We start from the raw sequence: 23,202 nt of genomic DNA on the forward strand, positions 1-23,202 counted from the left end.
ACGGCTTCCACCGCAACGGCGCGTTCGCGGCGCTGCTCGAAGCCCTGGGTTACGACGTGACCCGCCACTACGGCGGTGTCGGGAAGGACCCCGCCTCGCGGACGGCGAGGACGAGGGGTGGAGCCTGCGCAATCCCACCCGTCCGATGACCCGGATCGGCTTCCGCTCCGCGCCGGCGACGACGGCCGACTTCGCCCCCCTGCACGCCTGGCTGGCGACGGACGAGGACTCCCCCTTCAGGCGGGCGCTCGTCCTGGGCCGGCGCGACGCCGCGGGGATCGACGTGCTCCAGGGACGGGTCCTGAGCCGCGTCGACCCGGTCGGGGGCACGAGCAAGCGGGAGTTGTCGGACGACGCGGAGTTCTTCGACGCCGTCACCACCGTCTTCGGGCGGAACGTGGACGACCTGACCCCGGCGGACCGCACGGCCCTGTGGGCCCGGGTGCTGCGTGCCCACGAAGCCCGGGCGGCGACGCAGCGGGCCTGAGGCGGCCCGGGGCGACGGAGCGGTGTCGGTGGCGGGGTGCAGACTGGGGGCATGTCCCACTCCCCCCGGCGGGCCTGCCCCGCCTGCGGCCGCGACTGCGCCGTGACGGCCGGGCGGATCGCCCGCCACGACCCGCCCGACGGCCGGGGGCGCGGCGGGCTGGTGTCCTGCCCCGGCTCCCGCGCCCGGGTGATCCTGGGTGCCTCGGCGCCCACCCTGGACGGCTTCACCCTGGGCCCGCACCCGGGGCAGCTGCCGTTGTTCTGACCCGGCCGCGTCGAGCCGGGTCCGACCGGGGCGGCGGTCCGCCGCCTACGAGATCGCGGTGCGCAGGCGACCCACGTCGACCGGCTCGGTCTCGTCGTGGGCCGTCAGGTCGATGACCTGACCCACCGCGCGCTGTTCGGCGGTGGGCGCCTTGAACTCCGGTTCGGCGTCGCCCTGTCCGGCCGACTCCGCCTTGTGCACCGCGAGGGCCTCCGCGCCGACGACGTCCGCGAGGTCCTCGTTCTGTACGGACTCGATCACGGCACGGGCCTGTGCGGCGGTCTTGGTGCCGAAGAAATCGAAGCCGCCCTCGACGCGCGAAGCGGAACGGCGCGGCGCCGAGTACGGGGCCACCGTCGCAGCGAGGCGCCGGGCCGGAAGCTGCGCGGCGGGGACCCCCGCCTCGGCCGCCGTCCCGGCCTCGCCCGCCGCGCCCGAAGCCGCCGTACGGTCGTGCTCGCCGGTCTCGGCCGCCGGACCGGCGCCCCCGGGTCCGGTCGGGCCACCGGCCGCGCCCGAGGCCGCGGCCCGCTGCTCCGCCTTGCGCACCAGCGCGGCCATCGCCGCGTTGGCGCGGGCGTACCCGACGGCCGTGGGCGCGCCGCTGCCGGTGCGCTCCTGCGACACCGCCGGGAGCTCCTTCGGCCCGGCCGCTCCCGCGGCCGCCTCGATGGCGAGCAGCCTGCGCCGCTCCAGGGCGCCGGCGCGCTCCGTTTCGGCGGTCGCGTACCGGCGCAGCAGCGCGGCGTGTTCGCCGCGCAGGCCCGCCAGTTCGACCCGCTTGGCGCGCAGCTTCGTGTCGAGCTTGGCGCGGAGCACGCGGGCTTCTTCGAGGTCGGATTCGAGTTCGGCTATCCGCTCTTCCGTCTTCCACTCGTCCTTGACCCGCTCGCGAGCGAGTTCCGCCACCCGGCGGCCGGCCGAGCGGTCCCAGGAGCGCATGACGACGGCGCCGGCGACGCCCGCGGCGGCCGTGAGGGCCACGAGCAGGCGCAGCGCCACCGGTTCCGCGAGCAGCCAGGCCGCGCCGGCACCGGCCACGGAAACACCGGCGACGGCAGTCGGCGTGAGCAGACGGTGCAGAGGTTCTGGATTGCGGTGGCGTCCACGGGGCATGGCCTGAAATTTACAGGGCGTAGGCGCGGTGTGGGGTAGCCGCCCGGCAATCTCTTACCAGGCGGTTACCCGCCATTTCCGCATCAAACGCGTAACTGATCTCCGTACGGCGCTACTTCTTGAGCAGACCCTTGGATTCCAGGTAGGCCTTGGCGACATCGGCCGCCTTCGCGCGCTCCGCGTCCACCTTCCGGTTGAGCTCGACGAGGTCGGCGGTCGTCAGCGTCTTGGTGAGCCCGTCGAGCGCCGCCGCGACCTCCGGGGTACCGGCGTCCTTGGCGTTGACGACCGGCAGGACGTTGTCGGCGTTCTGGAGCTTCTTGTCGTCCTCCAGCAGGACCAGGCCGTAGGTGTCGAGCGTGGCGTCGGTGGTCGTGGTCAGCACGAGTTGGTCCTCGCCGTCCTTGACGGCCTGCTTGGCCTGCGGGGTGCCGACCCCCTTCGGGTCAATACCGGAGACCGCAATTCCGTATGTCTTCTCCAGCCCCGGACGACAGAAGGGACGGACGGCGCATTCGTCGCCGGCCGCGATCTTCACCTTGAGTCCCGACTTGCCAAGATCGGAAAGGGTCTTGAGGTTGTTCTTGGCGGCGAATTCCTTCGTCACCGCGAAAGCGTTCTGGTCGACCGCCGAACCCGCGGGCAGGACCTTGAGGCCCAGCGGCGTCGCGAGCTTCTCCAGCGCCGCCACCGTCGCCGTGGCGTCGCTCGACGCGACCGGCTTGTCCTTCGGCGCGTCCTTGCCGTTCACCTTGGCGTTCAGGAACTCGGCGAGGGTGGCCGCGTACTCCGGGACGACGTCTATCTCGCCCTTCTCCAGCGACGGCTCGTACAGCTCGCGGTTGTTGACCGTGGTGACGGAGGTCGAGTAGCCCGCGTCGCGCAAAACCTGCGCGTACAGCTCCGCCAGCACGTTGGACTCGGTGAAGCCGGCCGCGCCGATCACCAGCTTGCCCTTGGCGCCGCCCTCCGAGGAGGAAGAGGACGAGGCCGAACCGCCGTCCTTCGACTTCTCCAGGCTGTCGCCGCCGCACGCGGTGAGCGATGCGGCCAGGGCGGCCGCACCGAGCGTCGCGCCGAGGACGTGCAGGGACTTGCTCATGTGGTGCTCCTCCAAGGAAGTGGGGCGAACGGAAGACGACGAAATCGAACAGGACGGCCGGTGGGGCGACCGACGGGACGGGCAGGGACCGTCAGCGGGCCGCCGACGGGTGGCGCGGGAGCAGCCGGTCCGCCGCCACCAGCACCCCCTCCACCAGCAGGGCCAGCAGCGCCACGAGTACGGCGCCCGCCACCACCTGCGCGGTGTTGTAGGTGTTGAACCCGGCGGTGATGATCCGGCCCAGACCACCCTGGCCGACCATCGCCGCGATCGTGGCGGTGGCGATGACCTGGACGGCGCCCGAGCGCAGCCCCGTCATCACCAGCCCCCGGGCCAGGGGCAGTTCCACCCGCAGGAAGAGCTGGCCCCCGGACATCCCCATGCCCCGGGCCGCCTCGACCACCGACCGGTCCACCTCGCGCACGCCCACGTACGCGTTGGTCAGCAGCGGCGGGATGGCGAACAGCACCAGCGCGATGACGGTCGGCAGATAGCCGGCGCTGCGCAGCGGCGACACCATGAAGAGGGCCAGCACCGCGAAGACGGGGACGGCCCGCCCCACGTTGGACACGTTCACCGCGAGGGCGCCGCCCTTGCCGAGATGGCCGAGCCACAGTCCGAGCGGCAGCGCCACCGCGCAGGCGACGGCCAGCGCGATCCCGCTGACGAACACGTGCTCGCCGAGCCGGTGCCACACACCGTTCTCCCCGGCCCAGTTGGCCCCGTCCGTCAGCCAGTCCCACGCCCCGCCCAGTACGCCCACGGCTCAGGCCCCCTCGACCGTGACGGGCACGGGAACGTCCGGCGTCGCGGCCCCACGCGGCGCCCGACCCGCCCGGGTCCACGGCGTGAGCAGCCGCTGTACGCCGAGCAACAGCAGGTCCGCAACCAGCGCGAGCAGCACGCACAACACGGAGGCCGTGAGCACCTGCGCCTTGAAGGAACTGTTCACGGCGGGGGCGATGAGGTTGCCCAGCCCGCCCTTGCCCACGATGGAGCCGACGGTCGTCAGTGCCACGGTGGAGACGGTGGCGATCCGCACCCCGGCCAGCAGCGCGGGCAGCGCCAGCGGCAGCTCGACCTGCCACAGCAGCCGACCCGGCCCGTATCCCATCCCGCGCGCCGCTTCCCGTACGTCCTCGGGCACGGCGGCCAGCCCGGCCATCACGTTGCGGACCAGGATGGTCAGCGAGTACAGCACCAGGCCGGTCACCACCAACGCCGCCGACAGCCCGAAGAGGGGCAGCAGCAGCGAGAACATGGCGAGCGACGGGATCGTGTAGAGCAGGGTGGTCAGCCCGAGGACGGGGGCAGCCCAGCGGCGGCCCCGGCGGGCCAGCAGTGCGAGCGGGACCGACAGGGCGATACCGATCAACACCGAGACGACGGTGATCCACACGTGCTGGACGGTGGCGTCGGTGAGCTCCTGGGAGCGCGAGGTGACGTAGTCCCAGCAGAACCAGTCGTTCGCCACGAGACAGTTCCTTTTGTCCACCCCGCTCACCTCCTCTCACCGAACGCATACGTTTTCGACCAAGCGGCCGTTGCCCGAGGGCAAGGCCGGGACCCGACCATAACCCCCGACACCGACAATGGCCGGAATCCTTCGCAGTCAGGCAACACGCCCTTCACACACCTTGCCCGTCGGGTGAGGAAAGATGGCGAGGTGATTCGATTCGAGCATGTGACCAAGCGCTACCCCGACGGGACCACGGCCGTCCAGGACCTGTCCTTCGAGGTGGCGGAGGGTGAGCTGGTCACGCTGGTCGGCCCCTCCGGCTGCGGCAAGACGACCACGATGAAGATGGTCAACCGGCTTATCGAGCCGACCTCCGGCCGCATCCTGCTGGCCGGCGAGGACATCTCCACCGCGGACCCCGTCGAGCTGCGCCGCCGCATCGGCTACGTCATCCAGCAGGTCGGGCTGTTCCCCCACAAGACGGTGCTGGAGAACACCGCCACCGTGCCCCGGCTCGTCGGCACCCCGAAGGCCAAGGCCCGCGCCCGCGCCGCCGAGCTGCTCGAACTCGTCGGCCTGGACCCCTCGGTGTACGGCGACCGGTACCCCGAGCAGCTGTCCGGCGGCCAGCGCCAGCGCGTCGGAGTGGCCCGCGCGCTCGCCGCCGACCCGCCGGTGCTGCTGATGGACGAGCCCTTCGGCGCGGTCGACCCGGTGGTGCGCGAACGCCTCCAGAACGAGTTCCTGGAGCTCCAACGCACCGTCCGCAAGACGATCCTGCTGGTCACCCACGACCTGGAGGAGGCGATCCGGCTCGGCGACCGCATCGCCGTCTACGGCACGGGCACCATCGAGCAGTTCGCCCGCCCGTCCGTGGTGCTGGCCGCGCCCGCCACCGAGTACGTGGCCTCCTTCGTCGGCGCCGACCGGGGCCTCAAACGCCTCGCGGTCACCCCCGTCGACACGACCGACCTCGCCCCGGCGGACGGGTCCGCCCCGGCCGTCGCCGTACCGCTGGGGGCCACGCTGCGCGAGGCGCTCGCGGCGCTGCTCCAGGAGGACTCGGGCCGGGTCGGGGTCGAGGACCCGGACTCCGGCGCGCTGCTCGGCGTACTGACGCCCGAGGCCGTGCACCGGGCCCTGCGCCGGGCGCACCTCCAGGAGGCGTGAGGCGCGAACCGCCTTGACGGAAAAGGAGAGTGACCGCCCCTCAGGGCCCGTCACTCTCCTCGCTTCCACCCGCCGGACCCCGCCCGACGTCCGCCGGCTCCCCGCCGGCGGCCCGGGTCAGGCCTGCATCCGGCCGCTCAGCCACACCAGCATCGGCGCGATCTCGCGGCGCCAGGTGTTGAAGTTGTGGCCGCCGCTGTCGAGCACGATCGAGGAGACCCGGTCCGAGCCCTTGACCAGCGTGATGAACTTCTTGGTGTCGTTCAGGTTGTCCTCGCCCTTCTCGCTGGTCGTGACGAGGAAGGAGGTGCCGGTCGGCTTCTTGTGCTCGACGCTGTGCAGGACGTCGGCGCGCTTCCTCAACTTGTCGTCGCCCTTGAACAGGTCACCGGTCGTCGGGTCGTCGGCGGCCTGGTAGTACGCGGACAGGCCCACCCCGGCGCCGTAGGTCTGCGGGTAGTGCGCGGCGATCTTCAGCGCGCAGTAGCCGCCCGTGGAGTTCCCGACGAAGCCCATGTTCTGCGGCTTCTTGCCCACCCGGAAGGTGGACTGGATCGCCTGCGGCAGGTCCTGTCCGAAGAAGGTCTCGGTCTGCGGGCCGCCCGGGATGTCCACGCACTCCGTGTCACGCGGAGGGGCGATCGTGGGGCGCAGCATCACCAGGATCATCGGCTGCATCTTGCCCGCTTTGGCCTGCTTGAAGGCCGTCATGGGGTAGTTCAGCCCTTTGATCAGGTTCTCGGCCGTGCCCGGGTAGCCCGTCAACACGACGGACGCCGGGAAGTTCTTGCTCTTGTAGTGCGGCTGGAAGTACTCCGGCGGCAGCCACACGTACCCGGGACTCGTTATCTTCGACTTGGGGCCGGTTATGGCAACCTTCAGGATCTGACCGCCGACCTGGGGCTTGGCACCACCCGGCACGTCCAGGCTCTGCTTGTCGACGACCTTGATGTCCCTGCTGCTCATCGAGTGGTCGACGACCTTGCCCATGGACGTCTGTTGGCCGAACAGGTCGGCCCAGGAACCGTAGAAGAGGAAGGACTTGTTCGCCGCCAGGCCGACCGCCGAGAACACGGCGAGCTGGGTCACGAGCAGGAGGCCGATCCGGCCGAGCAACGCACGCCAGGTGCGGCCCGAGAGCCGCGGCCAGAACCACACCGTGGCCGCGAAGAGCAGCACACCGAGGATGATGGCCAGGACCAGAACCGTATTACTGGTGAGACCCATGAGCAGTCAGTCGACTTTCTGGTGGCAGGGCTGTTTTTTCTCGACGGAAGAGTGAACCCGCTCGCCCTCGATGTCGTCCTAGGGGACGCACCACACTCCGGAGGCTGTCACGGCCTTCGGCCATATGATCTCTCGCGGAGCAACGGGAAGCGATGTCTAGCAGGATAGATGGCGATAAGTCGGGACAGGTTCCGAAGGCGGTCCGCCGAATCTTCCGCGGACCCAAGCCGGAGTCGGTGCCCGGCCTGGTAGGTACGGCCGTCATGATCGTCGGCCTTCTGGACATCGCGGCGGGCGTCTTCCCGCGATTCCGGCACAGCCGGTTCCACTCGTTCACCGAGGTGCTGCCCGGCTCCCTGGGTCCGTTCGCCGCCGCGCTCTCCATCAGTGCGGGCGTACTGATCCTGCTGCTGGCCCACGGCCTCAAGCGGCGCAAGCGGCGTGCCTGGCGGGCCGCGGTCGTCCTGCTGCCCGCCGGCGCGGTGGCGCAATTCACATACCGGCACTCCTTCCTCGGAGTGGTCATCGCGGCGGTGCTCCTCGGCCTGCTGCTGCGCCACCAGAGTGAATTCAAGGCGCTGCCGGACCCGCGCAGCCGCTGGAAGGCGCTGGCCAACTTCGTACTGATGAGCGCGGGTTCCATCGGCCTCGGCCTGGTGATCGTCAACGTCCACCCGAACAAGGTCGTCGGCAACCCCGGCCTGTACGAGCAGATCACTCACGTGGTGTACGGGCTCTTCGGCTTCGAGGGCCCGGTCGCCTACGCGGGCCGCGTCTCCTGGACCGTCGGCTACTCCCTCGGCGCGCTCGGCATGCTGACCGCCGTCACCACCGTCTACCTGGCCTTCCGCCCGGAGCACCCGGCGGCCCGGCTCACCGCCGACGACGAGGCCAAGCTGCGTGAGCTGCTGGCCAAGCACGGCGGCCGCGACTCCCTCGGCCACTTCGCGCTGCGCCGGGACAAGGCCGTCGTCTTCTCCCCCAGCGGCAAGGCGGCCGTCACCTACCGCGTCGTCTCCGGCGTGATGCTCGCCTCCGGCGACCCGGTCGGCGACGTCGAGGCCTGGCCGGGCGCCATCGAGCGGTTCATGGAGGAGGCCAAGGCCCACTCGTGGACCCCGGCCGTCGTGGGCTGCAGCGAGACCGGCGGCGAGGTCTGGACCCGCGAAACGGGACTGGACGCCCTGGAACTCGGGGACGAGGCGATCGTCGACGTCAAAGACTTCTCCCTCGCCGGACGCGCCATGCGCAACGTCCGGCAGATGGTGAAGCGCATCGAGCGCAACGGGTACACCACCAAGGTCCGCCGGGTCAGCGAGCTGACCGAGGAGGAGTTGGAGCACGTCCGAGGCGCCGCCGAGGCCTGGCGCGGCACGGACACCGAGCGCGGCTTCTCGATGGCACTGGGCCGGGTCGGCGACCCGGGCGACGGGGACTGCTTCATCGCCACCGCGCACCGCGTGGAAGAGGGCGACACCAGCCCCTTCGGCGACCTCAAGGCCATCCTGCACTTCGTGCCGTGGGGCAAGGACGGCATGTCGCTGGAGCTGATGCGCCGCGACCGCGCCGCCGACCCCGGCATGAACGAGCTGCTGATCGTCGCCGCCCTCGGGGCCTGCCCGGAGCTCGGCGTCGAGAAGGTCTCGCTGAACTTCGCGATGTTCCGCGCGGCCCTCGCCCGGGGCGAGAAGATCGGTGCGGGACCGGTGCTGCGGATGTGGCGCGGCCTGCTGGTCTTCCTGTCGCGCTGGTTCCAGATCGAGTCGCTGTACAAGTTCAACGAGAAGTTCCGCCCCCGCTGGGAGCCGCGCTTCATGGTCTACCGGCACACCCGCGACCTGCCCCGCATCGGTTTCGCCGTGATGCAGGCCGAGGGCTTCGTGACCCTGGCCCTGCCCCGGCTCTTCGAGAGCCGCCGCCGGCCCAAGCCGGTCCGTCCCTGCGCCCACACGCACGGCGAGTCGGTACCGGCCCAGGCGGGCGAGCGCGAGGTCCAGGCGGCGTAAGGGCGCGACCGCCCCGTCCGGGGCGGCCCGCTCCCGGCGAGCGACCGCCCGTGCACGGGGCCGCGGCCCCGTGCACGAGGCCGCGGTCGGCCGGTCCCGGCCCGGACCCGGGCCCTACCCTTGAGCTATGAACACCAACCACGGGGCCACCGCCAGGGGCCGGGTGACAGGCCTGCCGGAGTGGGACCGCTGCGGGGTCATGGGCGTCGTGAACGTCACCCCCGACTCCTTCTCCGACGGCGGCCGCTGGTTCGACACCACCACCGCCGTCAAGCGCGGCCTCGACCTGGTCGCCCAGGGCGCCGACCTCGTCGACGTCGGCGGTGAGTCCACCCGTCCCGGCGCCACCCGAGTCGACGCCGAGGAAGAGCTGCGCCGCGTCGTACCCGTCGTGCGCGGCCTGGCCGCCGAGGGGGTCGTCGTCTCCGTCGACACCATGCGCGCCGAGGTCGCGGCGCAGGCCGTCGCCGCCGGTGCGCGGCTGGTCAACGACGTCAGCGGTGGGCTCGCCGACCCCGGCATGATCCCGGCGGTGGCCGCCGCCGAAGTGCCGTTCGTGGTCATGCACTGGCGCGGGTTCAGCGCCGGCATGAACAGCCTCGCCGTCTACGAGGACGTCGTCGCCGAGGTCACCGCCGAGCTGCGGGACCGCATCGACGCCGTTATCGCCGGGGGCATCGCGCCCGAGCGGCTCGTGGTCGACCCCGGCCTGGGCTTCGCGAAGAACGCCGAGCACGACCTGGCCCTCGTGGCCCACCTGCGCGAGCTGCGGGAGCTGGGCTTCCCGCTGCTGGTCGCCGCCTCGCGGAAGCGTTTCCTCGGACGGGTCCTGGCGGGGGACGGCGCCGCCCCGCCGCCCGCCCGGGAGCGGGACGCCGCCACGGCCGCCGTGTCCGCGATCGCCGCCCACGAGGGCGCCTGGGCGGTACGGGTCCACGAGGTACGCGCGACCGCCGACGCGGTTCGGGTGGCCCGCGCCGTGGAAGGGGCACTGTGATCCGTCAGACCTACCGGGAAGGGGCACGGTGAGCCGTACCGACATCGAGGCCGTCGAAGAGATCAACACCGCCTTCTACGAGGCCATGGAGCAGGGGGACTTCGACGCACTGTCGGCGCTCTGGCTGGAGGACGAGATCTCCTGCGTGCACCCCGGCTGGCCGGTGCTCTCCGGGCGCGGCGAGGTGCTGCGCTCGTACGCCCTGATCATGTCCCACACCGAGTACATCCAGTTCTTCCTCACCGACACCAAGGTGGCCGTCCTCGGCGACACCGCCCTGGTCACCTGTACCGAGAACATCCTCAGCGGGGGGCCGGCGGAGGACAGCGGGGAGCTTGGCCCGCTGGTCGGTCAGCTGGTCGTGGCCACGAATGTGTTCCGACGCACATCCGAGGGCTGGCGGCTGTGGTCCCACCACGGTTCACCGGTCCTTACGGACTCCGAAGATGAGGACGAAGGGGACACCGACTGACCCCATGGGCGGGGCCGGAGGTTTATCGCAGGTAAATTCGAAGGTGGACGACGCCGACCGCACTCGGCGCAGGCCAATGGCCCCGGGGAGTCCCGGGACCGGAAGCACCTACGAAACAGGAGTGATTCGCGTGGATCGTGTCGCGCTGCGCGGCCTCAAGGCTCGCGGGCACCATGGCGTCTTCCCCCGGGAACGCGAGGAAGGCCAGACCTTCATCGTCGACCTGGTGCTGCACATCGACGCCCGTCCCGCGGCGGCCGACGACGACCTGGCCAAGACCGTGCACTACGGAGTGGTGGCCGAGGAAGTCGTCGACGTGGTCCAGGGAGAGCCGGTCGACCTGATCGAGACCCTCGCCGAGCGGATCGCCCAGCAGTGCCTCAAGCACGAAGCGGTGGCGCAGGTCGAGGTCGTCGTCCACAAGCCGGACGCGCCGATCACCGTCCCCTTCGACGACGTGACCATCACGATCACCCGGAGCCGCGCATGAACAACGGACTGAACGCCCAGAGCGACCCCACCGTCCAGCCCGTGCCCGCGTCGGTGGTGGAGACGGTCGACGCGGCGGACACGACCCTGTCCAACCCGAAATGGGCCGTCATCGCGCTGGGCGCGAACCTCGGCAACCGCCTGGAGACCCTCCAGGGCGCCATCGACGCCCTCGGCGACACCCCGGGCCTGCGGGTCAAGGCCGTCTCCCCGGTGTACGAGACCGAGCCCTGGGGCGTCGCGCCCGGCTCGCAGCCCTCGTACCTCAACGCGGTCATCACCGTGAAAACCACCCTGCCCCCCTCCTCGCTGCTGGAGCGCGGGCACGCCATCGAAGAGGCCTTCGACCGGGTCCGCGAGGAGCGCTGGGGGCCGCGCACGATCGACGTCGACATCGTGGCGTACGCCGACGTGGTCTCCGACGACCCCGTCCTCACCCTCCCCCACCCCCGCGCCCACCAGCGGGCGTTCGTGCTCGCGCCCTGGCACGACATCGACCCCGAGGCACGGCTCGCGGGCCGCGGGGAGATCTCCGCGCTGCTGGCCGGAATCGGCCTGAGCGGTGTCGCGCCGCGCCCGGACCTGGAACTCCACCTCCCCGAGTAGTCGTTAGCCTGTTCAATGCTGACGAAACGGCTCAGAAAGCGGGGAACGGGCACGTGAAGCAACTGAGGCCGGCGGTCCTGGCGGGCATCTTCGTGGTCGCCGGGGTGCTGTCCTGGGCGGGCGCCCGGCTGTGGAACGCGTACGGCACCCTGCCGGGCGTCCCCCTGGCCGCGCCCGTCGTCCTCGCGGTGATCGCGGTGATCCTCTTCGCGACGGGGCTGTCGATGCGCACCCGTCTGAAGGCGCAGCGCGAGCGCCGCCCGGGCGCGAAGGGGGTCGAGCCCCTGATGGCGGCCCGCGCGGTCGTCTTCGGGCAGGCCAGCGCCCTGGTCGCGGCCCTGGTGGCCGGCATGTACGGAGGCGTCGGCGTGTTCTTGCTGACCGACTCCCTCGACGTGCCCGCCCGGCGCGACCAGGCCTGGTACGCGGGCGGCTCCGTCCTGGCGGGCGCGGCGGTCATCGCGGCGGCCCTGTTCCTGGAGCACGTCCTCAAGCTCCCCGAGGACGACGACACCACCCCCCACTCCCCGGCCCGCGCCTGACGCCCCCGCCGGGCCCGCTCCGTACGCGGGACCCGGCCACTCCGGGAGGCGCGACCGGACCGGCCCCGCGCTCGGCGGCTCCAGACGGTTGCGGAACCGGCCGACGGTCGGCGAGGCCGGGTCAGCGGGCCATGATGAGGCTCATGGCCTCGTTCCGGGTCGCGGGGTCGCGGAGCTGGCCGCGGACCGCCGAGGTGATGGTCTTGGCGCCGGGCTTGCGCACACCGCGCATGGTCATGCACATGTGCTCGCACTCGATGACCACGATGACGCCGCGCGGCTCCAGGATCTCCATGAGGGAGTCCGCGACCTGCGTCGTCAGCCGCTCCTGCACCTGCGGACGGCGGGCGTACACGTCCACCAGGCGGGCGAGCTTCGACAGTCCGGTGATCTTGCCGTCCATGGACGGGATGTAGCCGACGTGCGCGACACCGTGGAAGGGCACCAGGTGGTGCTCGCAGGAGCTCATCACCTCGATGTCCTTCACCAGGACCATCTCGTCGTGGCCCAGGTCGAACGTCGTCGTCAGGACCTCCTCCGGCTTCTGCCACAGGCCGGCGAATATCTCCTTGTAGGAACGGGCCACACGCGCCGGAGTCTCCAGCAGACCCTCGCGGTCCGGGTCCTCGCCCACCGCGATCAGGAGCTCGCGCACGGCCGCCTCGGCACGCTTCTCGTCGAACGCGCCGATCGTGCCCTCGCCACCGGTCAGGGTCACTGGGTCGGTCATGTCTTCCTCGTTCCTGTGTGCACAGCGCTCGCGGGCAGGTGAAAGTGCCGCGCCCCCCAGGCTAGAACCTGGGGGGCGCGGCATGCATTCCGGGGCCGGTCGGGCCCTGCGATTACTCCGCGCGGTCCTCCGGAGAGGCCTCGGGGGCCTTCTCCACCGACACCGCCGGCGAGCTCGACGCCGAGGCGCCGTTCGCCGAGTTCGTCAGCTGGAGCTCCTTGGGAGAGAGCACCGGCGGACGGGTGGAGGGGGTACGACGGGCGGAACCGGTCCACGCCGGACGGGCCGGACGCTTCACGATCGTGGAGAAGATCTCCGCGATCTCCTCCTTGCCCAGCGTCTCCTTCTCCAGCAGTGCGAGCACGAGGTTGTCCAGGACGTCCCGGTTCTCGACCAGGATCTCCCAGGCCTCGTTGTGCGCGGTCTCGATGAGCTTCTTGACCTCTTCGTCGACCAGCGCCGCGACCTCTTCCGAGTAGTCCCGCGGGTGCGACATCTCGCGTCCCAGGAACGGCTCGGTGTTGTCGCCGCCGAACTTGATCGCGCCCAGTCGCTCGGTCATGCCGTACTGGGTGACCATGGCCCGCGCGGTGGCGGTGGCCTTCTCGATGTCGTTCGCCGCGCCCGTGGTCGGGTCGTGGAAGACCAGCTCCTCGGCCGCGCGCCCGCCCAGCATGTACGCGAGCTGGTCGAGCATCTCGTTGCGCGTGGTCGAGTACTTGTCCTCGTCGGGCAGGACCATGGTGTAACCCAGGGCCCGGCCGCGGGACAGGATCGTGATCTTGTGCACCGGGTCGGAGTTCGGGGAAGCCGCCGCGACCAGGGCGTGGCCGCCCTCGTGGTACGCGGTGATCTTCTTCTCCCGGTCCGACATGATCCGGGTCCGCTTCTGCGGTCCCGCCACGACGCGGTCGATCGCCTCGTCCAGCATGTGGTTGTCGATCAACTTCTTGTTCGAACGGGCCGTGAGCAGCGCGGCCTCGTTCAGAACGTTGGAGAGATCGGCACCGGTGAAGCCGGGGGTGCGGCGGGCGACGGCCGAGAGGTCGACGTCCGGAGCGACCGGCTTGCCCTTCTGGTGGACCTTGAGGATCTCCAGACGGCCCTGCATGTCCGGGCGGTCGACCGCGATCTGCCGGTCGAAGCGGCCCGGGCGCAGCAGCGCCGGGTCGAGGATGTCGGGACGGTTCGTGGCGGCGATCAGGATGACGCCGCCCTTCACGTCGAAGCCGTCCATCTCGACCAGCAGCTGGTTGAGGGTCTGCTCGCGCTCGTCGTGACCGCCGCCGAGGCCCGCACCGCGGTGCCGGCCGACGGCGTCGATCTCGTCGACGAAGACGATCGCCGGCGCGTTGGCCTTGGCCTGCTCGAACAGGTCACGGACGCGCGAGGCGCCGACACCGACGAACATCTCGACGAAGTCGGAGCCGGAGATCGAGTAGAAGGGAACACCGGCCTCGCCCGCGACGGCACGCGCGAGCAGGGTCTTGCCGGTGCCGGGCGGGCCGTAGAGCAGCACGCCCTTGGGGATCTTGGCGCCGACGGCCTGGAACTTCGCCGGCTCCTGGAGGAACTCCTTGATCTCGTGGAGCTCCTCGACGGCCTCGTCCGAGCCCGCGACATCGGCGAAGGTCGTCTTCGGCGTGTCCTTGGTGATCAGCTTGGCCTTGGACTTCCCGAAGTTCATCACCCGGGAGCCGCCGCCCTGCATCTGATTCATCAGGAACAGGAAGACGACGACGATGAGGACGAACGGGAGCAGCGAGAACAGCACGCTCAGGAACGGGCTGGTCTTGTCCGGCGAGACGGTGTACCCGTCGGTGATCTGACCGGCTTCGTACTTGGTCTGGAGGTTCTGGGCGAGCTGGACGCCCTGGTCCCCGATGTAGTTGGCCTGGAACTTGGTGCCGTCGTTGTTGCCGAGCTTCTGGTCCTTCTTGAGCTCGATCTTGATCATCTGGCTGTCACCGGTGGTGAGCTTGGCGCTCTGCACCTGGCCACTGTTGATCGCCTTGATGACCTCGCTGGTCTCCACCGACTTGTAGCCGCCGCCGGAGCCGACGACGTTCATCAACACGACCACGGCGAGGACGGCCAGCACGATCCACATGACCGGCCCACGGAAGTATCGCTTCACGTCCATCCATACGGGGCGCTAGGCACCCCGTCCCTCCTGCCCGTAGGTAAATGCTGCTGTGAGTAAAGACTGTTCTTCGGAATGTACCCCTGAATTGTCACCCGCGGCCTCGTGGGACGGCTGACAGACCCGTCTTCCCCTGGTCCAACGGCGGGAAGCGCCGCCAGGTTCCCCGGGGGGCCACGGGTTTCCCCGAGGTTGCCCGGGGTGGGCGCGGGGCTCACCGCACGGTCCGTACGGCCGGTCAGCCGCCGTAGACGTGCGGGGCGAGCGTGCCGACGAACGGCAGGTTGCGGTACTTCTCCGCGTAGTCGAGGCCGTAGCCGACCACGAACTCGTTGGGGATGTCGAAGCCGACCCACCGGACGTCGATGGCGACCTTCGCGGCGTCGGGCTTGCGCAGCAGCGTGACGACCTCCAGCGAGGCCGGCTCGCGGGAGCCCAGGTTCGACAGCAGCCACGACAGCGTCAGGCCCGAGTCGATGATGTCCTCGACGATCAGGACGTGCTTGCCCTTGATGTCGGTGTCCAGGTCCTTGAGGATGCGCACCACACCCGAGGACTGGGTCCCGGCGCCGTAGGAGGACACCGCCATCCAGTCCATGGTGAGCGGGGTGGACAAGGCGCGCGCCAGGTCCGCCATCACCATCACGGCGCCCTTGAGCACACCGACGATGAGCAGGTCCTTGCCCGCGTACTCCGCGTCGATCTTCGCGGCCAGCTCCGCCAGCTTCGCGTCGATCTCTTCCTTGGTGATGAGCACCGACTGGAGGTCGTCGCCCATGTCCTTCTCGTCCACCCGCATCACTTTCGTCGTCGGCCGGGACTCCGGAGGTGGGTGCCCCCGGAGGACTCAGCCGCGTTTCAGCACCAATCAGCCCTGCCGGATGACAAGTCTGCCACCCTGCCGCTGGGCCTCGACCCGGCCGGGCAGGTTGATGGCGCCTTGACCACGCCATCCGGTGATGAGACGGTCCACTTCCTCGATGTGACGGGCGAAGAGCGAGCCCGCGGGAGACCCGGCCGCGACCACGGCCCGGCGCAGGACCCGACGGCGGACGGCCGGGGGCAGGGCGTAGAGCTTGGCGCACTCCAGGCGGCCGTCCTCGTCGCGCACGCGGGTCTCCGCGTCGGCGGCCCAGGCATCCAGGGCGTCGGCGTCGTCGCGGGAGAGCTGGGCGGTACGGGCGAGCGCCTCCACGACCCCCTTGCCGAGCGCCTTCTCCAGGGCGGGCAGTCCCTCGTGGCGCAGCCGGGAGCGGGTGTAGGCGGGGTCGATGTTGTGCGGGTCGTCCCAGACGGGGAGGGACTGGACCATGCAGGCCTTGCGGGCGGTCTGGCGGTCGATCTGGAGAAAGGGGCGCCGGTAGCGGTGGCCGCGGCCAGGGCCGCCGGACACTTCCGCCATTCCGGAGAGCGACCGGATTCCGGAGCCGCGGGCCAGACCCAGCAGGACGGTTTCGGCTTGATCGTCACGCGTGTGGCCGAGCAGCACGGCGACGGCCCCGAGCCGGTCCGCGACCTCGTCCAGGGCGGCGTAGCGGGCATCGCGCGCGGCGGCCTCGGGTCCGCCGTCCCGGCCGACGCGCACGGCGACGGACTCCACCGGGTCCAGGCGGAGCGCGGTCATGCGGGAGACGACCTCGGCGGCGCGCAGGTCGGAGCCGACCTGGAGGCCGTGGTCGACGGTGACCCCGCCGGCCCGGACGCCGAGCTTGGGGGCCTCGAAGGCGAGGGCGGAGGCGAGCGCCATGGAGTCGGCGCCGCCCGAGCACGCGACGAGGACGAGCGGCGGGACGCCGTCCGCGGGGGCCGGGATCGCACCGGACGGGTTCCGGCGGGCCGCGGCGCGGCGGCCGGTGGGGCCGTGGGCGGGATCGCCGCTCACGCTCCGGTCGCCGAGGTGGGTCGGATCGGTCGGATCGGTCAGATCGGTCAGGACGTCGTGGAGTACGCGGCGGACCGCCAGGCGTATCGCCGCGACCGCAGGATGGGGACCCATGTCCGGTGCCCTTCGTGGAGTTCGGATGCCTCGGAGGCGTGGGTGGTGCGCAGGGGTGGCGTCGGTCTGTCCGGTATCGATGGGGGCTCCGGCGAGGGCGCCCCCGGGATTCCGGTTGTCACTCCGGTTGTCACTCAGAGTGCGTCGATGGTGACAGAACCGAGCCGTTCCCTGAGCATCGCACGCCCTTCCACGGCCCACGGTCCCTCGGAAGGGTGATGCTGCTTCCCCCAACGAGACAAGTTCACACCTGCCCGGTGCGGGAACACGCCCCGCACCGCGCCCCGGTTCACGCCCCTTCGCTCCCGTCGCGCCCCTCGCTCCCCTTGCGGTGGACGCGGGCCACCCAGTCCGCGGGCTTGGCGATCTCCGCCTTGGTGGGCAGCGTGTTCGGGGAGGTCCAGACGCGGTTGAAGCCCTCCATCCCGACCTGACCGACGACGGCGCGGACGAACCGCTCGCCGTCGCGGTACTGGCGCATCTTCGCGTCGAGGCCCAGCAGCTTGCGCAGCGCGGCGTCGAGGCCGCCGGCGCCGCTGGCCCGGCGCTGCTGGAACTTCTCCCGGATCTCGGCCACCGAGGGCACCACCTCGGGGCCCACCCCGTCCATCACGAAGTCGGCGTGGCCCTCCAGCAGGGACATCACGGCGGTCAGCCGGGCGAGCACCTCGCGCTGCTCGGGGGTCTGTACGAGGTCCACCAGGGAGCGGCCCTCGTCGCCCTGCTCGGAGTCGGGGCGGGCGCCGGCGAAGGACTGGGCGGCCTCGCGGAGCCGTTCCAGCACGGTCATCGGGTCCATCTCGGTGGCACCGAGGAACGTCTGGATTTCGCCCTCAAGGTGGGCACGCAGCCACGGGACGGCGGTGAACTGCGTACGGTGTGTCTCCTCGTGCAGGCACACCCACAGCCGGAAGTCGTGCGGGTTCACCGCCAGTTCCCGCTCCAGGTGCACGATGTTCGGGGCGACGAGCAGCAGCCGGCCGCCGCCCTGGGCCGAGCCCGGGAGGTCGAGCGTCGGGGGCGCGAAGGTCTCGTACTGGCCGAGCACCCGGGAGGCCAGGAAGCTCAGCAGCATGCCCAGTTCGACGCCGGTGACCTTGCCGCCGAACGCGCCGAGTACGGCGCCGCCCGAGGTGTTGTCGCGGCGCTCGCGCATCTTGGCGAGCAGCGGGGCCAGCAGTTCCCGGAAGCCGGCCACGTTGGCCCGGACCCAGCCGGCCCGGTCGACGACCAGGACGGGCGTGTCGTGGACGGTGGTCCCCTCGGGCAGGGCGCCCATCATCCGGGTGAAGTCGCGCACGTGCCGTTCCGAGGTCCTGGCGTGCCCGCGCAGCTCCGCCACCACGGCCCGGGCCTCGTCCCTGCTGACCTCCGGGCCGGGCCGGACCAGCCGGGTCGCGGTCGCGACCGCGAGGTTCCAGTCGACCATCTCCGCACCACCGATGCTCGTCATGCGTCAACCGTACGTGGACCGGCCCGTCCGCGGGATCCCCCCGACCTCGGCTACGGTGTCGCGGCCACCGTGGCCGCCAGCTTGTCCAGGCTCCGTTCGGCGGTCGGGCCGTCGGGGCCGTTCTCGCTCAGGAAGGCGAAGGCGACCAGCCGTCCGGAGGGCGCGACGACGGTCCCGGCGAGCGAGTTGACCCCGGTCAGGGTGCCCGTCTTCGCCCGCACCAGGCCCGCGGCCTGGGAGGCGCCGGCGTTGCGGGTGCGCAGCGTGCCGGTGAACCCGGCGACCGGGAGGCCGGTGAGGACCGGCCGCAGTTCGGGGCGCCGCGGGTCGGCGGCCCGGACGAGGAGACCGGTGAGCAGGCCGCTGGTGACCTTGTCGGCGCGGTTGAGTCCGCTGCCGTCGGCGAAGCGCGTCCCGGCGGTGTCGACGCCGAGGGAGGCGAGCTTGTCGGTGACGGCCTTCTCGGCGCCCTCGAAGCTCGCGGGCTGCCCGGAGGCGAGGGCCGTCTGGCGGGCGAGGGCCTCCGCGATGTCGTTGTCGCTGTTCGTCAGCATCCGCTCGACGAGGCCGCCGAGCGGGGTGGACAGGGTGGTGGCCAGTGGCTGGGCGCCTCCGGGCGCCTTGGCTCTCGCGGGGTCGGCGGTGACCTTGATGCCGCGTTCCTTCAGCAGGGCGGCGAAGGCGCGGGCGGTGTCCCCGGCCGGGTCCGTGCTCCGCTCGACGGGGCCCGAACCGGAATCGTCGGGTCTGCCCTCGTCGGCCATCAGGGCGGCGAGGGGGGCCAGGTTGTCGTTCTTGCCGATCGGGTGGCGGGCCGGGCCGGTGTAGAGGGAGTCGTCGTAGCCGAGCGCCACGGAGTCGGTACCGGCGGCCTTGAGCGCCTGGGCGGTGTCCGCCGCGAGGGCGACGAGGCTGCCCCCGGACCCGGCGGGGCTCTTCTTCTTCGCGGTGAGCGAGGGGTCGCCGCCGCCCACCAGGACGACCTGCCCGGGGTCGGCCCCGCGGACGACCGTGGTGCGGATGCGGTACTCGGGCCCGAGGGCGGCCAGCGCGGCCGAGGCGGTGGCGATCTTGACGGTGGAGGCGGGGGTCATGGCGTCGCGCGAACCGGATTCGTACAGGACCTCGCCCGTCGCCGCGTCCACGACGGACGCGGTACGGGACGTCCCCAGGGCCGGATCGGCCAACAGGGGCTCCAGCGCGGCCGCCAATCCACCGGAACTCGACGCTCCGGCTTTGCGGGGGGTGTCCGAACCGATGGCGGAGAGCACCCAGGGCGCGCTCGGGGCGGGCTGCGGCAGCCCTCCCGCCGCGTGATCTGTGCCACCCGTGAGGCTCCAGGAGGCGGCCCTGTCCCGCTCGGCCTTACGCTGGCCGGAGTCCCACGGACCCGCGGCGGCCACCGTCGCGGCCGACAGGGCGAGGCCGGCCACGGCCGACCCCGCGATGAGCTGCCACGTCTTGACCAGAGGCACCTCGGACCAGCCCCTTTCGCGATCACACATATGCGTGAGGGACACTTAACCATTGCGTCTTGCCGCGAGCATGGCAGCCCACCCGACCGGGGCACCTCCCGGCGGCGGGCCGGACGCGCACGCAGGTGAATCAACGCAGTCTTCGAAGCAATGAAGCTGATCATGGAGGAGCAGGACGTGGAGTTCGACGTCACCATCGAGATCCCCAAGGGTTCGCGGAACAAGTACGAGGTGGACCACGAGACCGGCCGGATCCGTCTGGACCGTCGCCTGTTCACCTCCACCAGCTACCCGGCGGACTACGGATTCGTCGAGAACACCCTGGGCGAGGACGGCGACCCGCTGGACGCCCTGGTCATCCTGGACGAGCCGACCTTCCCGGGCTGCCTGATCAAGTGCCGCGCGATCGGCATGTTCCGCATGACGGACGAGGCGGGCGGCGACGACAAGCTGCTGTGCGTGCCGGCCTCCGACCCGCGCGTGGAGCACCTGCGCGACATCCACCACGTCTCCGAGTTCGACCGCCTGGAGATCCAGCACTTCTTCGAGGTCTACAAGGACCTGGAGCCGGGCAAGTCGGTCGAGGGCGCCAACTGGGTGGGCCGCGCCGAGGCCGAGGCCGAGATCGAGGCCTCGTACAAGCGCCTGGAGGCCCAGGGCGGCCACCACTGAGCACTGCGCTCGGTCGTGGGTGAGCGGGACGTCCCGCCACCCCTGTGACACCGCGGGCGGTGCCCCCCGAGGGGGGCGCCGCCCGTTGTCGTATCCGCGCGCGGGCCTGTCGCGTCGTCCCCGGGGGTTCCGCTTTCGCCGGGGAGGAAACGATTCCGCATACTGATACCGCTGGTGATCACCGACTGGAGGACGCGTGGCGGAAGCCGACCGGGCAGAGGACAAGAAGCCCACCTCGGACGAGGCGCACAGCGCGTTCGCCCGGCCGCCCGGGACGGGGACCGACGCACCGGACGACGATCAGCCCACCTCGGAGTTCGCGGTCCCCGACGGCATGGCCGCGCAGACCGCCGAGCCCGAGGGTTCCGCTTTCGCCCCTCCGGCCACCTACAGCGCTCAGCACTCCCCGCCCGCGTACACCCCCGCACACGGCTTCCCGGTGTCCCGCATGCCCGAGTCCCCGTGGCAGGACCGCATGCGCACCATGCTGCGCATGCCGGTGGACGTGCGGCCCGTCCCCGAGCCGGTGCAGAAGCAGAGCGAGGCGGGGCCCGCCGTCGGCCGTGTGCTCGACCTCACCCTGCGCATCGGCGAGCTGCTCCTCGCGGGTGGCGAGGGGGCCGAGGACGTGGAGGCCGCCATGTTCGCCGTGGCCCGCAGCTACGGGTTGGACCGGTGCGAGCCCACGGTCACCTTCACCCTGCTGTCCATCACCCACCAGCCCTCACTGGTGGACGACCCGGTCTCGGCGAGCCGGACCGTACGCCGCCGCGGCACCGACTACACCCGCCTCGCGGCCGTCTACCGGCTGGTGGACGACATCAGCGCCCACGAGGTCGACGTGTCGCTGGAGGAGGCCTACCGGCGCCTCGCGGAGATCCGCCGCAACCGGCACCCGTACCCGGGCTGGGTACTGACGGCCGCCGCCGGGCTGCTCGCCGGAGCCGCCTCGACCCTGGTCGGCGGTGGCGTCCTCGTCTTCGTCGCAGCCGCCATCGGCGCGGTCCTGGGAGACCGGCTGGCGTGGCTCTGCGCCGGGCGGGGACTGCCGGAGTTCTACCAGTTCGTGGTGGCCGCGATGCCGCCCGCCGCGATCGGCGTGGCGCTGAAGCTGGCCGAGATCGACGTACGCGCCTCCGCGGTGATCACCGGTGGCCTCTTCGCGCTGCTCCCGGGGCGGGCGCTGGTCGCGGCCGTGCAGGACGGCCTGACCGGCTTCTACATCACCGCCTCCGCCCGCCTGCTGGAGGTCATGTACCTCTTCATCGGGATCATCATGGGCGTCCTGGTGATGCTCTACATCGGGCTCCAGCTGAACGCCAAGCCGAACCCGGACGAGGTCCTGTTGATCACGCAGCGGCCGCTGATCCAGATCGCGGCCTCGATGGTGCTGGTGTTCACCTTCGCGATCCTGCTCCAGCAGGAGCGCTCCACCGTGTGGATCGTGACCCTGAACGGCGCGGTCGCCTGGGTGACCTTCGGGGCCCTGCACTACGCGGGCGAGATCCCGCCGGTCCCGTCCACCGCAATCGCGGCCGGGCTCGTGGGCCTGTTCGGGCAGCTCTTCTCCCGTTACCGCTTCGCCTCCGCGCTGCCGTACACGACAGCGGCCATCGGCCCGCTGCTGCCGGGCTCGGCGACGTACTACGGGCTGCTGTTGATCGCGGAGAACCGGCTGAACGAAGGCCTCGCCTCCCTCGTGAACGCCGCCGCCATCGCCCTGGCCATCGCGATCGGCGTCAACCTGGGGTCCGAGACCTCACGGCTGTTCATGCGCATCCCGGGCGCCGCGAGCGCCGCCACCCGCCGGGCGGCGAAGCGGACGCGCGGTTTCTGACGCCGTCGCCGTGTTCGTCGCCGTGTTCGTCGCCGTGTTCGTCGGCACACGCGACGGCGCCCCGGAGGGTCGTGCTCTCCGGGGCGCCGTGTAAAGGAAGCGAGCGGGTCAGCGCTTGGCGTGACGGCCCCGCTGGGCCGAGCCCTGGGGCTCGGCCGAGCGCTGACGGCCCACCGCGGCGGGGGCCTCGGCGGCCGCGGCCTTCTTGTGCTTGCGCGCCTTGAGCACCTCGAAGATCACCGGGATCACCGAGATGAGGACGATGCCGATGAAGATCGTCTCGATGTTGTTCTTGATGACGTCGAACTGGCCCAGGTTGTAGCCGAGCACGGTCACGCCCGCGCCCCAGCCGATGCCGCCGATGACGTTGAACAGCAGGAAGGTGCGGTACTTCATCGCGCCCGCGCCCGCGACCATCGGGGCGAACGTACGGATGATCGGGACGAAACGGGCGAGCACGATGGCCTTGGGGCCGTGCTTGTCCATGAAGTCGTGCGCCGCGTCGAGGTTCTCCCGCTTGAACAACCTGGAGTCGGGCCGGCTGAACAGCTTGGGGCCGAAGAACTTGCCGATCAGGTAACCCACCTGGTCACCGAGGATCGCCGCCGCCACGATGAGCGTGCAGACCAGCCACAGCGGCTGGCTGATGTCACCGCTCGCGGTGAACAGGCCCGCCGTGAACAGCAGGGAGTCGCCGGGCAGGAACGCGAAGAGACCCGATTCCGCGAAGACGACGGCCAGGGTGCCGATCAGGCCGAACTGCCCGATCAGATACTCCGGGGACAGCCACTCAGGGCCGAGCGCAAGCGTGTACACGAGTTCCGGGCTCTCCTGGATCGGGGGATGTCCGCTGCGCGGCGCGCGACACGGGTGGTTTCAATCACGGGTGGTTTCAATTATGAACGCACACCGCCCCCACCGGGTTCCAGGGACCGGGAGGGGGCGGTGCGGGCGGG

24 protein-coding genes are annotated in these 23,202 nt (G+C 71.2%); 12 read left to right on the forward strand and 12 right to left on the reverse strand.

Annotation, left to right across the window (positions count from 1 at the left end):
• Window positions 1-32: 32 nt before the first annotated feature.
• From E6R62_RS28585 to E6R62_RS28595, 3 genes are read left to right on the forward strand one after another with little or no spacing between them, the layout of a single operon-like run.
• Entirely contained in the window at window positions 33-149 is a 117-nt protein-coding gene (locus E6R62_RS28585; protein WP_240801965.1) for a hypothetical protein, read from the forward strand.
• Window positions 146-487, forward strand: a complete 342-nt coding sequence (locus E6R62_RS28590) for an arylamine N-acetyltransferase (protein WP_136216376.1) — start codon at window positions 146-148, stop codon at window positions 485-487. The genes E6R62_RS28585 and E6R62_RS28590 overlap by 4 nt, the downstream gene beginning before the upstream one ends.
• A gap of 51 nt (window positions 488-538) precedes the next feature.
• Window positions 539-754, forward strand: coding sequence for a hypothetical protein (locus tag E6R62_RS28595; protein ID WP_136216377.1), 216 nt, complete (start codon window positions 539-541; stop codon window positions 752-754).
• A gap of 45 nt (window positions 755-799) precedes the next feature.
• Here the strand turns inward: E6R62_RS28595 and E6R62_RS28600 are convergent, their stop codons facing one another.
• The 4 genes from E6R62_RS28600 to E6R62_RS28615 form a co-directional block, all read right to left on the reverse strand.
• On the reverse strand, window positions 800-1,870 hold the full coding sequence (locus E6R62_RS28600; RefSeq protein ID WP_136216378.1) for a hypothetical protein: 1,071 nt from the start codon (window positions 1,868-1,870) through the stop codon (window positions 800-802).
• A gap of 112 nt (window positions 1,871-1,982) precedes the next feature.
• Window positions 1,983-2,972 (reverse strand): ABC transporter substrate-binding protein, encoded by a 990-nt coding sequence (locus tag E6R62_RS28605; RefSeq protein ID WP_136216379.1) that lies wholly within the window; start codon window positions 2,970-2,972, stop codon window positions 1,983-1,985.
• Between the two features lie 91 nt (window positions 2,973-3,063).
• A complete protein-coding gene (locus E6R62_RS28610) occupies window positions 3,064-3,735 on the reverse strand; it encodes an ABC transporter permease (RefSeq protein WP_136216380.1) in 672 nt (223 codons plus the stop codon).
• 3 nt (window positions 3,736-3,738) lie between these two features.
• Window positions 3,739-4,467, reverse strand: coding sequence for an ABC transporter permease (locus E6R62_RS28615; RefSeq protein ID WP_240801963.1), 729 nt, complete (start codon window positions 4,465-4,467; stop codon window positions 3,739-3,741).
• Between the two features lie 171 nt (window positions 4,468-4,638).
• Here E6R62_RS28615 and E6R62_RS28620 point away from each other — a divergent pair, with 171 nt between their 5' ends.
• Complete coding sequence (locus E6R62_RS28620; protein ID WP_136216382.1) at window positions 4,639-5,601, forward strand: ABC transporter ATP-binding protein; 963 nt, start codon at window positions 4,639-4,641, stop codon at window positions 5,599-5,601.
• A 117-nt stretch (window positions 5,602-5,718) separates the two neighbouring features.
• Here E6R62_RS28620 and E6R62_RS28625 read toward each other — a convergent pair whose 3' ends face one another.
• Window positions 5,719-6,828 (reverse strand): esterase family protein, encoded by a 1,110-nt coding sequence (locus E6R62_RS28625; protein ID WP_136216383.1) that lies wholly within the window; start codon window positions 6,826-6,828, stop codon window positions 5,719-5,721.
• A 152-nt stretch (window positions 6,829-6,980) separates the two neighbouring features.
• Here E6R62_RS28625 and E6R62_RS28630 point away from each other — a divergent pair, with 152 nt between their 5' ends.
• The 6 genes from E6R62_RS28630 (at window position 6,981) to E6R62_RS28655 (ending at window position 11,940) form a co-directional block, all read left to right on the forward strand.
• Window positions 6,981-8,834 carry a phosphatidylglycerol lysyltransferase domain-containing protein gene (locus E6R62_RS28630; protein ID WP_136216384.1) on the forward strand — a complete coding sequence of 618 codons (1,854 nt, stop codon included), beginning with the start codon at window positions 6,981-6,983 and terminating at the stop codon, window positions 8,832-8,834.
• Between the two features lie 127 nt (window positions 8,835-8,961).
• A complete protein-coding gene (gene folP / locus E6R62_RS28635) occupies window positions 8,962-9,831 on the forward strand; it encodes a dihydropteroate synthase (protein ID WP_136216385.1) in 870 nt (289 codons plus the stop codon).
• 28 nt (window positions 9,832-9,859) lie between these two features.
• Entirely contained in the window at window positions 9,860-10,303 is a 444-nt protein-coding gene (locus tag E6R62_RS28640; RefSeq protein ID WP_136216386.1) for a nuclear transport factor 2 family protein, read from the forward strand.
• Window positions 10,304-10,433: 130 nt separating this feature from the next.
• Window positions 10,434-10,793 carry a dihydroneopterin aldolase gene (gene folB, locus E6R62_RS28645; RefSeq protein WP_136216387.1) on the forward strand — a complete coding sequence of 120 codons (360 nt, stop codon included), beginning with the start codon at window positions 10,434-10,436 and terminating at the stop codon, window positions 10,791-10,793.
• A complete protein-coding gene (gene folK / locus E6R62_RS28650) occupies window positions 10,790-11,398 on the forward strand; it encodes a 2-amino-4-hydroxy-6-hydroxymethyldihydropteridine diphosphokinase (protein ID WP_136216388.1) in 609 nt (202 codons plus the stop codon). Before folB ends, folK begins: the two co-directional genes overlap by 4 nt.
• Window positions 11,399-11,451: 53 nt before the next feature.
• Entirely contained in the window at window positions 11,452-11,940 is a 489-nt protein-coding gene (locus E6R62_RS28655; protein WP_136216389.1) for a DUF3180 domain-containing protein, read from the forward strand.
• Between the two features lie 121 nt (window positions 11,941-12,061).
• On the opposite strand, the gene folE is transcribed toward E6R62_RS28655, so the two are convergent.
• The 6 genes from folE to dacB form a co-directional block, all read right to left on the reverse strand.
• The gene (folE, locus tag E6R62_RS28660) at window positions 12,062-12,670 is read right to left on the reverse strand and encodes a GTP cyclohydrolase I FolE (RefSeq protein WP_136216390.1); all 609 of its coding nucleotides are present in this window, start codon (window positions 12,668-12,670) and stop codon (window positions 12,062-12,064) included.
• Window positions 12,671-12,782: 112 nt separating this feature from the next.
• The gene (gene ftsH, locus E6R62_RS28665; RefSeq protein WP_136216391.1) at window positions 12,783-14,813 is read right to left on the reverse strand and encodes an ATP-dependent zinc metalloprotease FtsH; all 2,031 of its coding nucleotides are present in this window, start codon (window positions 14,811-14,813) and stop codon (window positions 12,783-12,785) included.
• A 238-nt stretch (window positions 14,814-15,051) separates the two neighbouring features.
• Complete coding sequence (gene hpt / locus E6R62_RS28670; RefSeq protein WP_136216392.1) at window positions 15,052-15,612, reverse strand: hypoxanthine phosphoribosyltransferase; 561 nt, start codon at window positions 15,610-15,612, stop codon at window positions 15,052-15,054.
• A gap of 69 nt (window positions 15,613-15,681) precedes the next feature.
• Window positions 15,682-16,809 (reverse strand): tRNA lysidine(34) synthetase TilS, encoded by a 1,128-nt coding sequence (gene tilS / locus E6R62_RS28675; protein ID WP_136216393.1) that lies wholly within the window; start codon window positions 16,807-16,809, stop codon window positions 15,682-15,684.
• A gap of 289 nt (window positions 16,810-17,098) precedes the next feature.
• Window positions 17,099-18,262, reverse strand: coding sequence for a zinc-dependent metalloprotease (locus E6R62_RS28680; protein ID WP_136216394.1), 1,164 nt, complete (start codon window positions 18,260-18,262; stop codon window positions 17,099-17,101).
• 50 nt (window positions 18,263-18,312) lie between these two features.
• Complete coding sequence (dacB, locus tag E6R62_RS28685; protein ID WP_136216395.1) at window positions 18,313-19,767, reverse strand: D-alanyl-D-alanine carboxypeptidase/D-alanyl-D-alanine-endopeptidase; 1,455 nt, start codon at window positions 19,765-19,767, stop codon at window positions 18,313-18,315.
• A gap of 147 nt (window positions 19,768-19,914) precedes the next feature.
• Here dacB and E6R62_RS28690 point away from each other — a divergent pair, with 147 nt between their 5' ends.
• Together E6R62_RS28690 and E6R62_RS28695 are read left to right on the forward strand one after the other, a co-directional pair.
• A complete protein-coding gene (locus E6R62_RS28690; RefSeq protein WP_030031597.1) occupies window positions 19,915-20,409 on the forward strand; it encodes an inorganic diphosphatase in 495 nt (164 codons plus the stop codon).
• 196 nt (window positions 20,410-20,605) lie between these two features.
• The gene (locus E6R62_RS28695) at window positions 20,606-22,246 is read left to right on the forward strand and encodes a threonine/serine exporter ThrE family protein (protein WP_206308870.1); all 1,641 of its coding nucleotides are present in this window, start codon (window positions 20,606-20,608) and stop codon (window positions 22,244-22,246) included.
• A 108-nt stretch (window positions 22,247-22,354) separates the two neighbouring features.
• On the opposite strand, the gene E6R62_RS28700 is transcribed toward E6R62_RS28695, so the two are convergent.
• Window positions 22,355-23,062 carry a VTT domain-containing protein gene (locus tag E6R62_RS28700; RefSeq protein WP_136216396.1) on the reverse strand — a complete coding sequence of 236 codons (708 nt, stop codon included), beginning with the start codon at window positions 23,060-23,062 and terminating at the stop codon, window positions 22,355-22,357.
• Window positions 23,063-23,202 lie beyond the last annotated feature (140 nt).

Source organism: Streptomyces sp. A1136 (assembly GCF_004795055.1).
Classification (GTDB): Bacteria; Actinomycetota; Actinomycetes; order Streptomycetales; family Streptomycetaceae; genus Streptomyces.

Bases quoted from the DNA above. Each gene is read 5' to 3' on its own strand.
- E6R62_RS28590 (WP_136216376.1), top strand. From the start codon at position 146: ATGACCCGGATCGGCTTCCGCTCCGCGCCGGCGACGACGGCCGACTTC.
- E6R62_RS28595 (WP_136216377.1), top strand. From the start codon at position 539: ATGTCCCACTCCCCCCGGCGGGCCTGCCCCGCCTGCGGCCGCGACTGC.
- E6R62_RS28600 (WP_136216378.1), bottom strand. From the start codon at position 1,870: ATGCCCCGTGGACGCCACCGCAATCCAGAACCTCTGCACCGTCTGCTC.
- E6R62_RS28605 (WP_136216379.1), bottom strand. From the start codon at position 2,972: ATGAGCAAGTCCCTGCACGTCCTCGGCGCGACGCTCGGTGCGGCCGCC.
- E6R62_RS28625 (WP_136216383.1), bottom strand. From the start codon at position 6,828: ATGGGTCTCACCAGTAATACGGTTCTGGTCCTGGCCATCATCCTCGGT.
- E6R62_RS28630 (WP_136216384.1), top strand. From the start codon at position 6,981: ATGTCTAGCAGGATAGATGGCGATAAGTCGGGACAGGTTCCGAAGGCG.
- folP (WP_136216385.1), top strand. From the start codon at position 8,962: ATGAACACCAACCACGGGGCCACCGCCAGGGGCCGGGTGACAGGCCTG.
- folK (WP_136216388.1), top strand. From the start codon at position 10,790: ATGAACAACGGACTGAACGCCCAGAGCGACCCCACCGTCCAGCCCGTG.
- folE (WP_136216390.1), bottom strand. From the start codon at position 12,670: ATGACCGACCCAGTGACCCTGACCGGTGGCGAGGGCACGATCGGCGCG.
- ftsH (WP_136216391.1), bottom strand. From the start codon at position 14,813: ATGGACGTGAAGCGATACTTCCGTGGGCCGGTCATGTGGATCGTGCTG.
- hpt (WP_136216392.1), bottom strand. From the start codon at position 15,612: ATGCGGGTGGACGAGAAGGACATGGGCGACGACCTCCAGTCGGTGCTC.
- tilS (WP_136216393.1), bottom strand. From the start codon at position 16,809: ATGGGTCCCCATCCTGCGGTCGCGGCGATACGCCTGGCGGTCCGCCGC.
- E6R62_RS28680 (WP_136216394.1), bottom strand. From the start codon at position 18,262: ATGACGAGCATCGGTGGTGCGGAGATGGTCGACTGGAACCTCGCGGTC.
- dacB (WP_136216395.1), bottom strand. From the start codon at position 19,767: ATGTGTGATCGCGAAAGGGGCTGGTCCGAGGTGCCTCTGGTCAAGACG.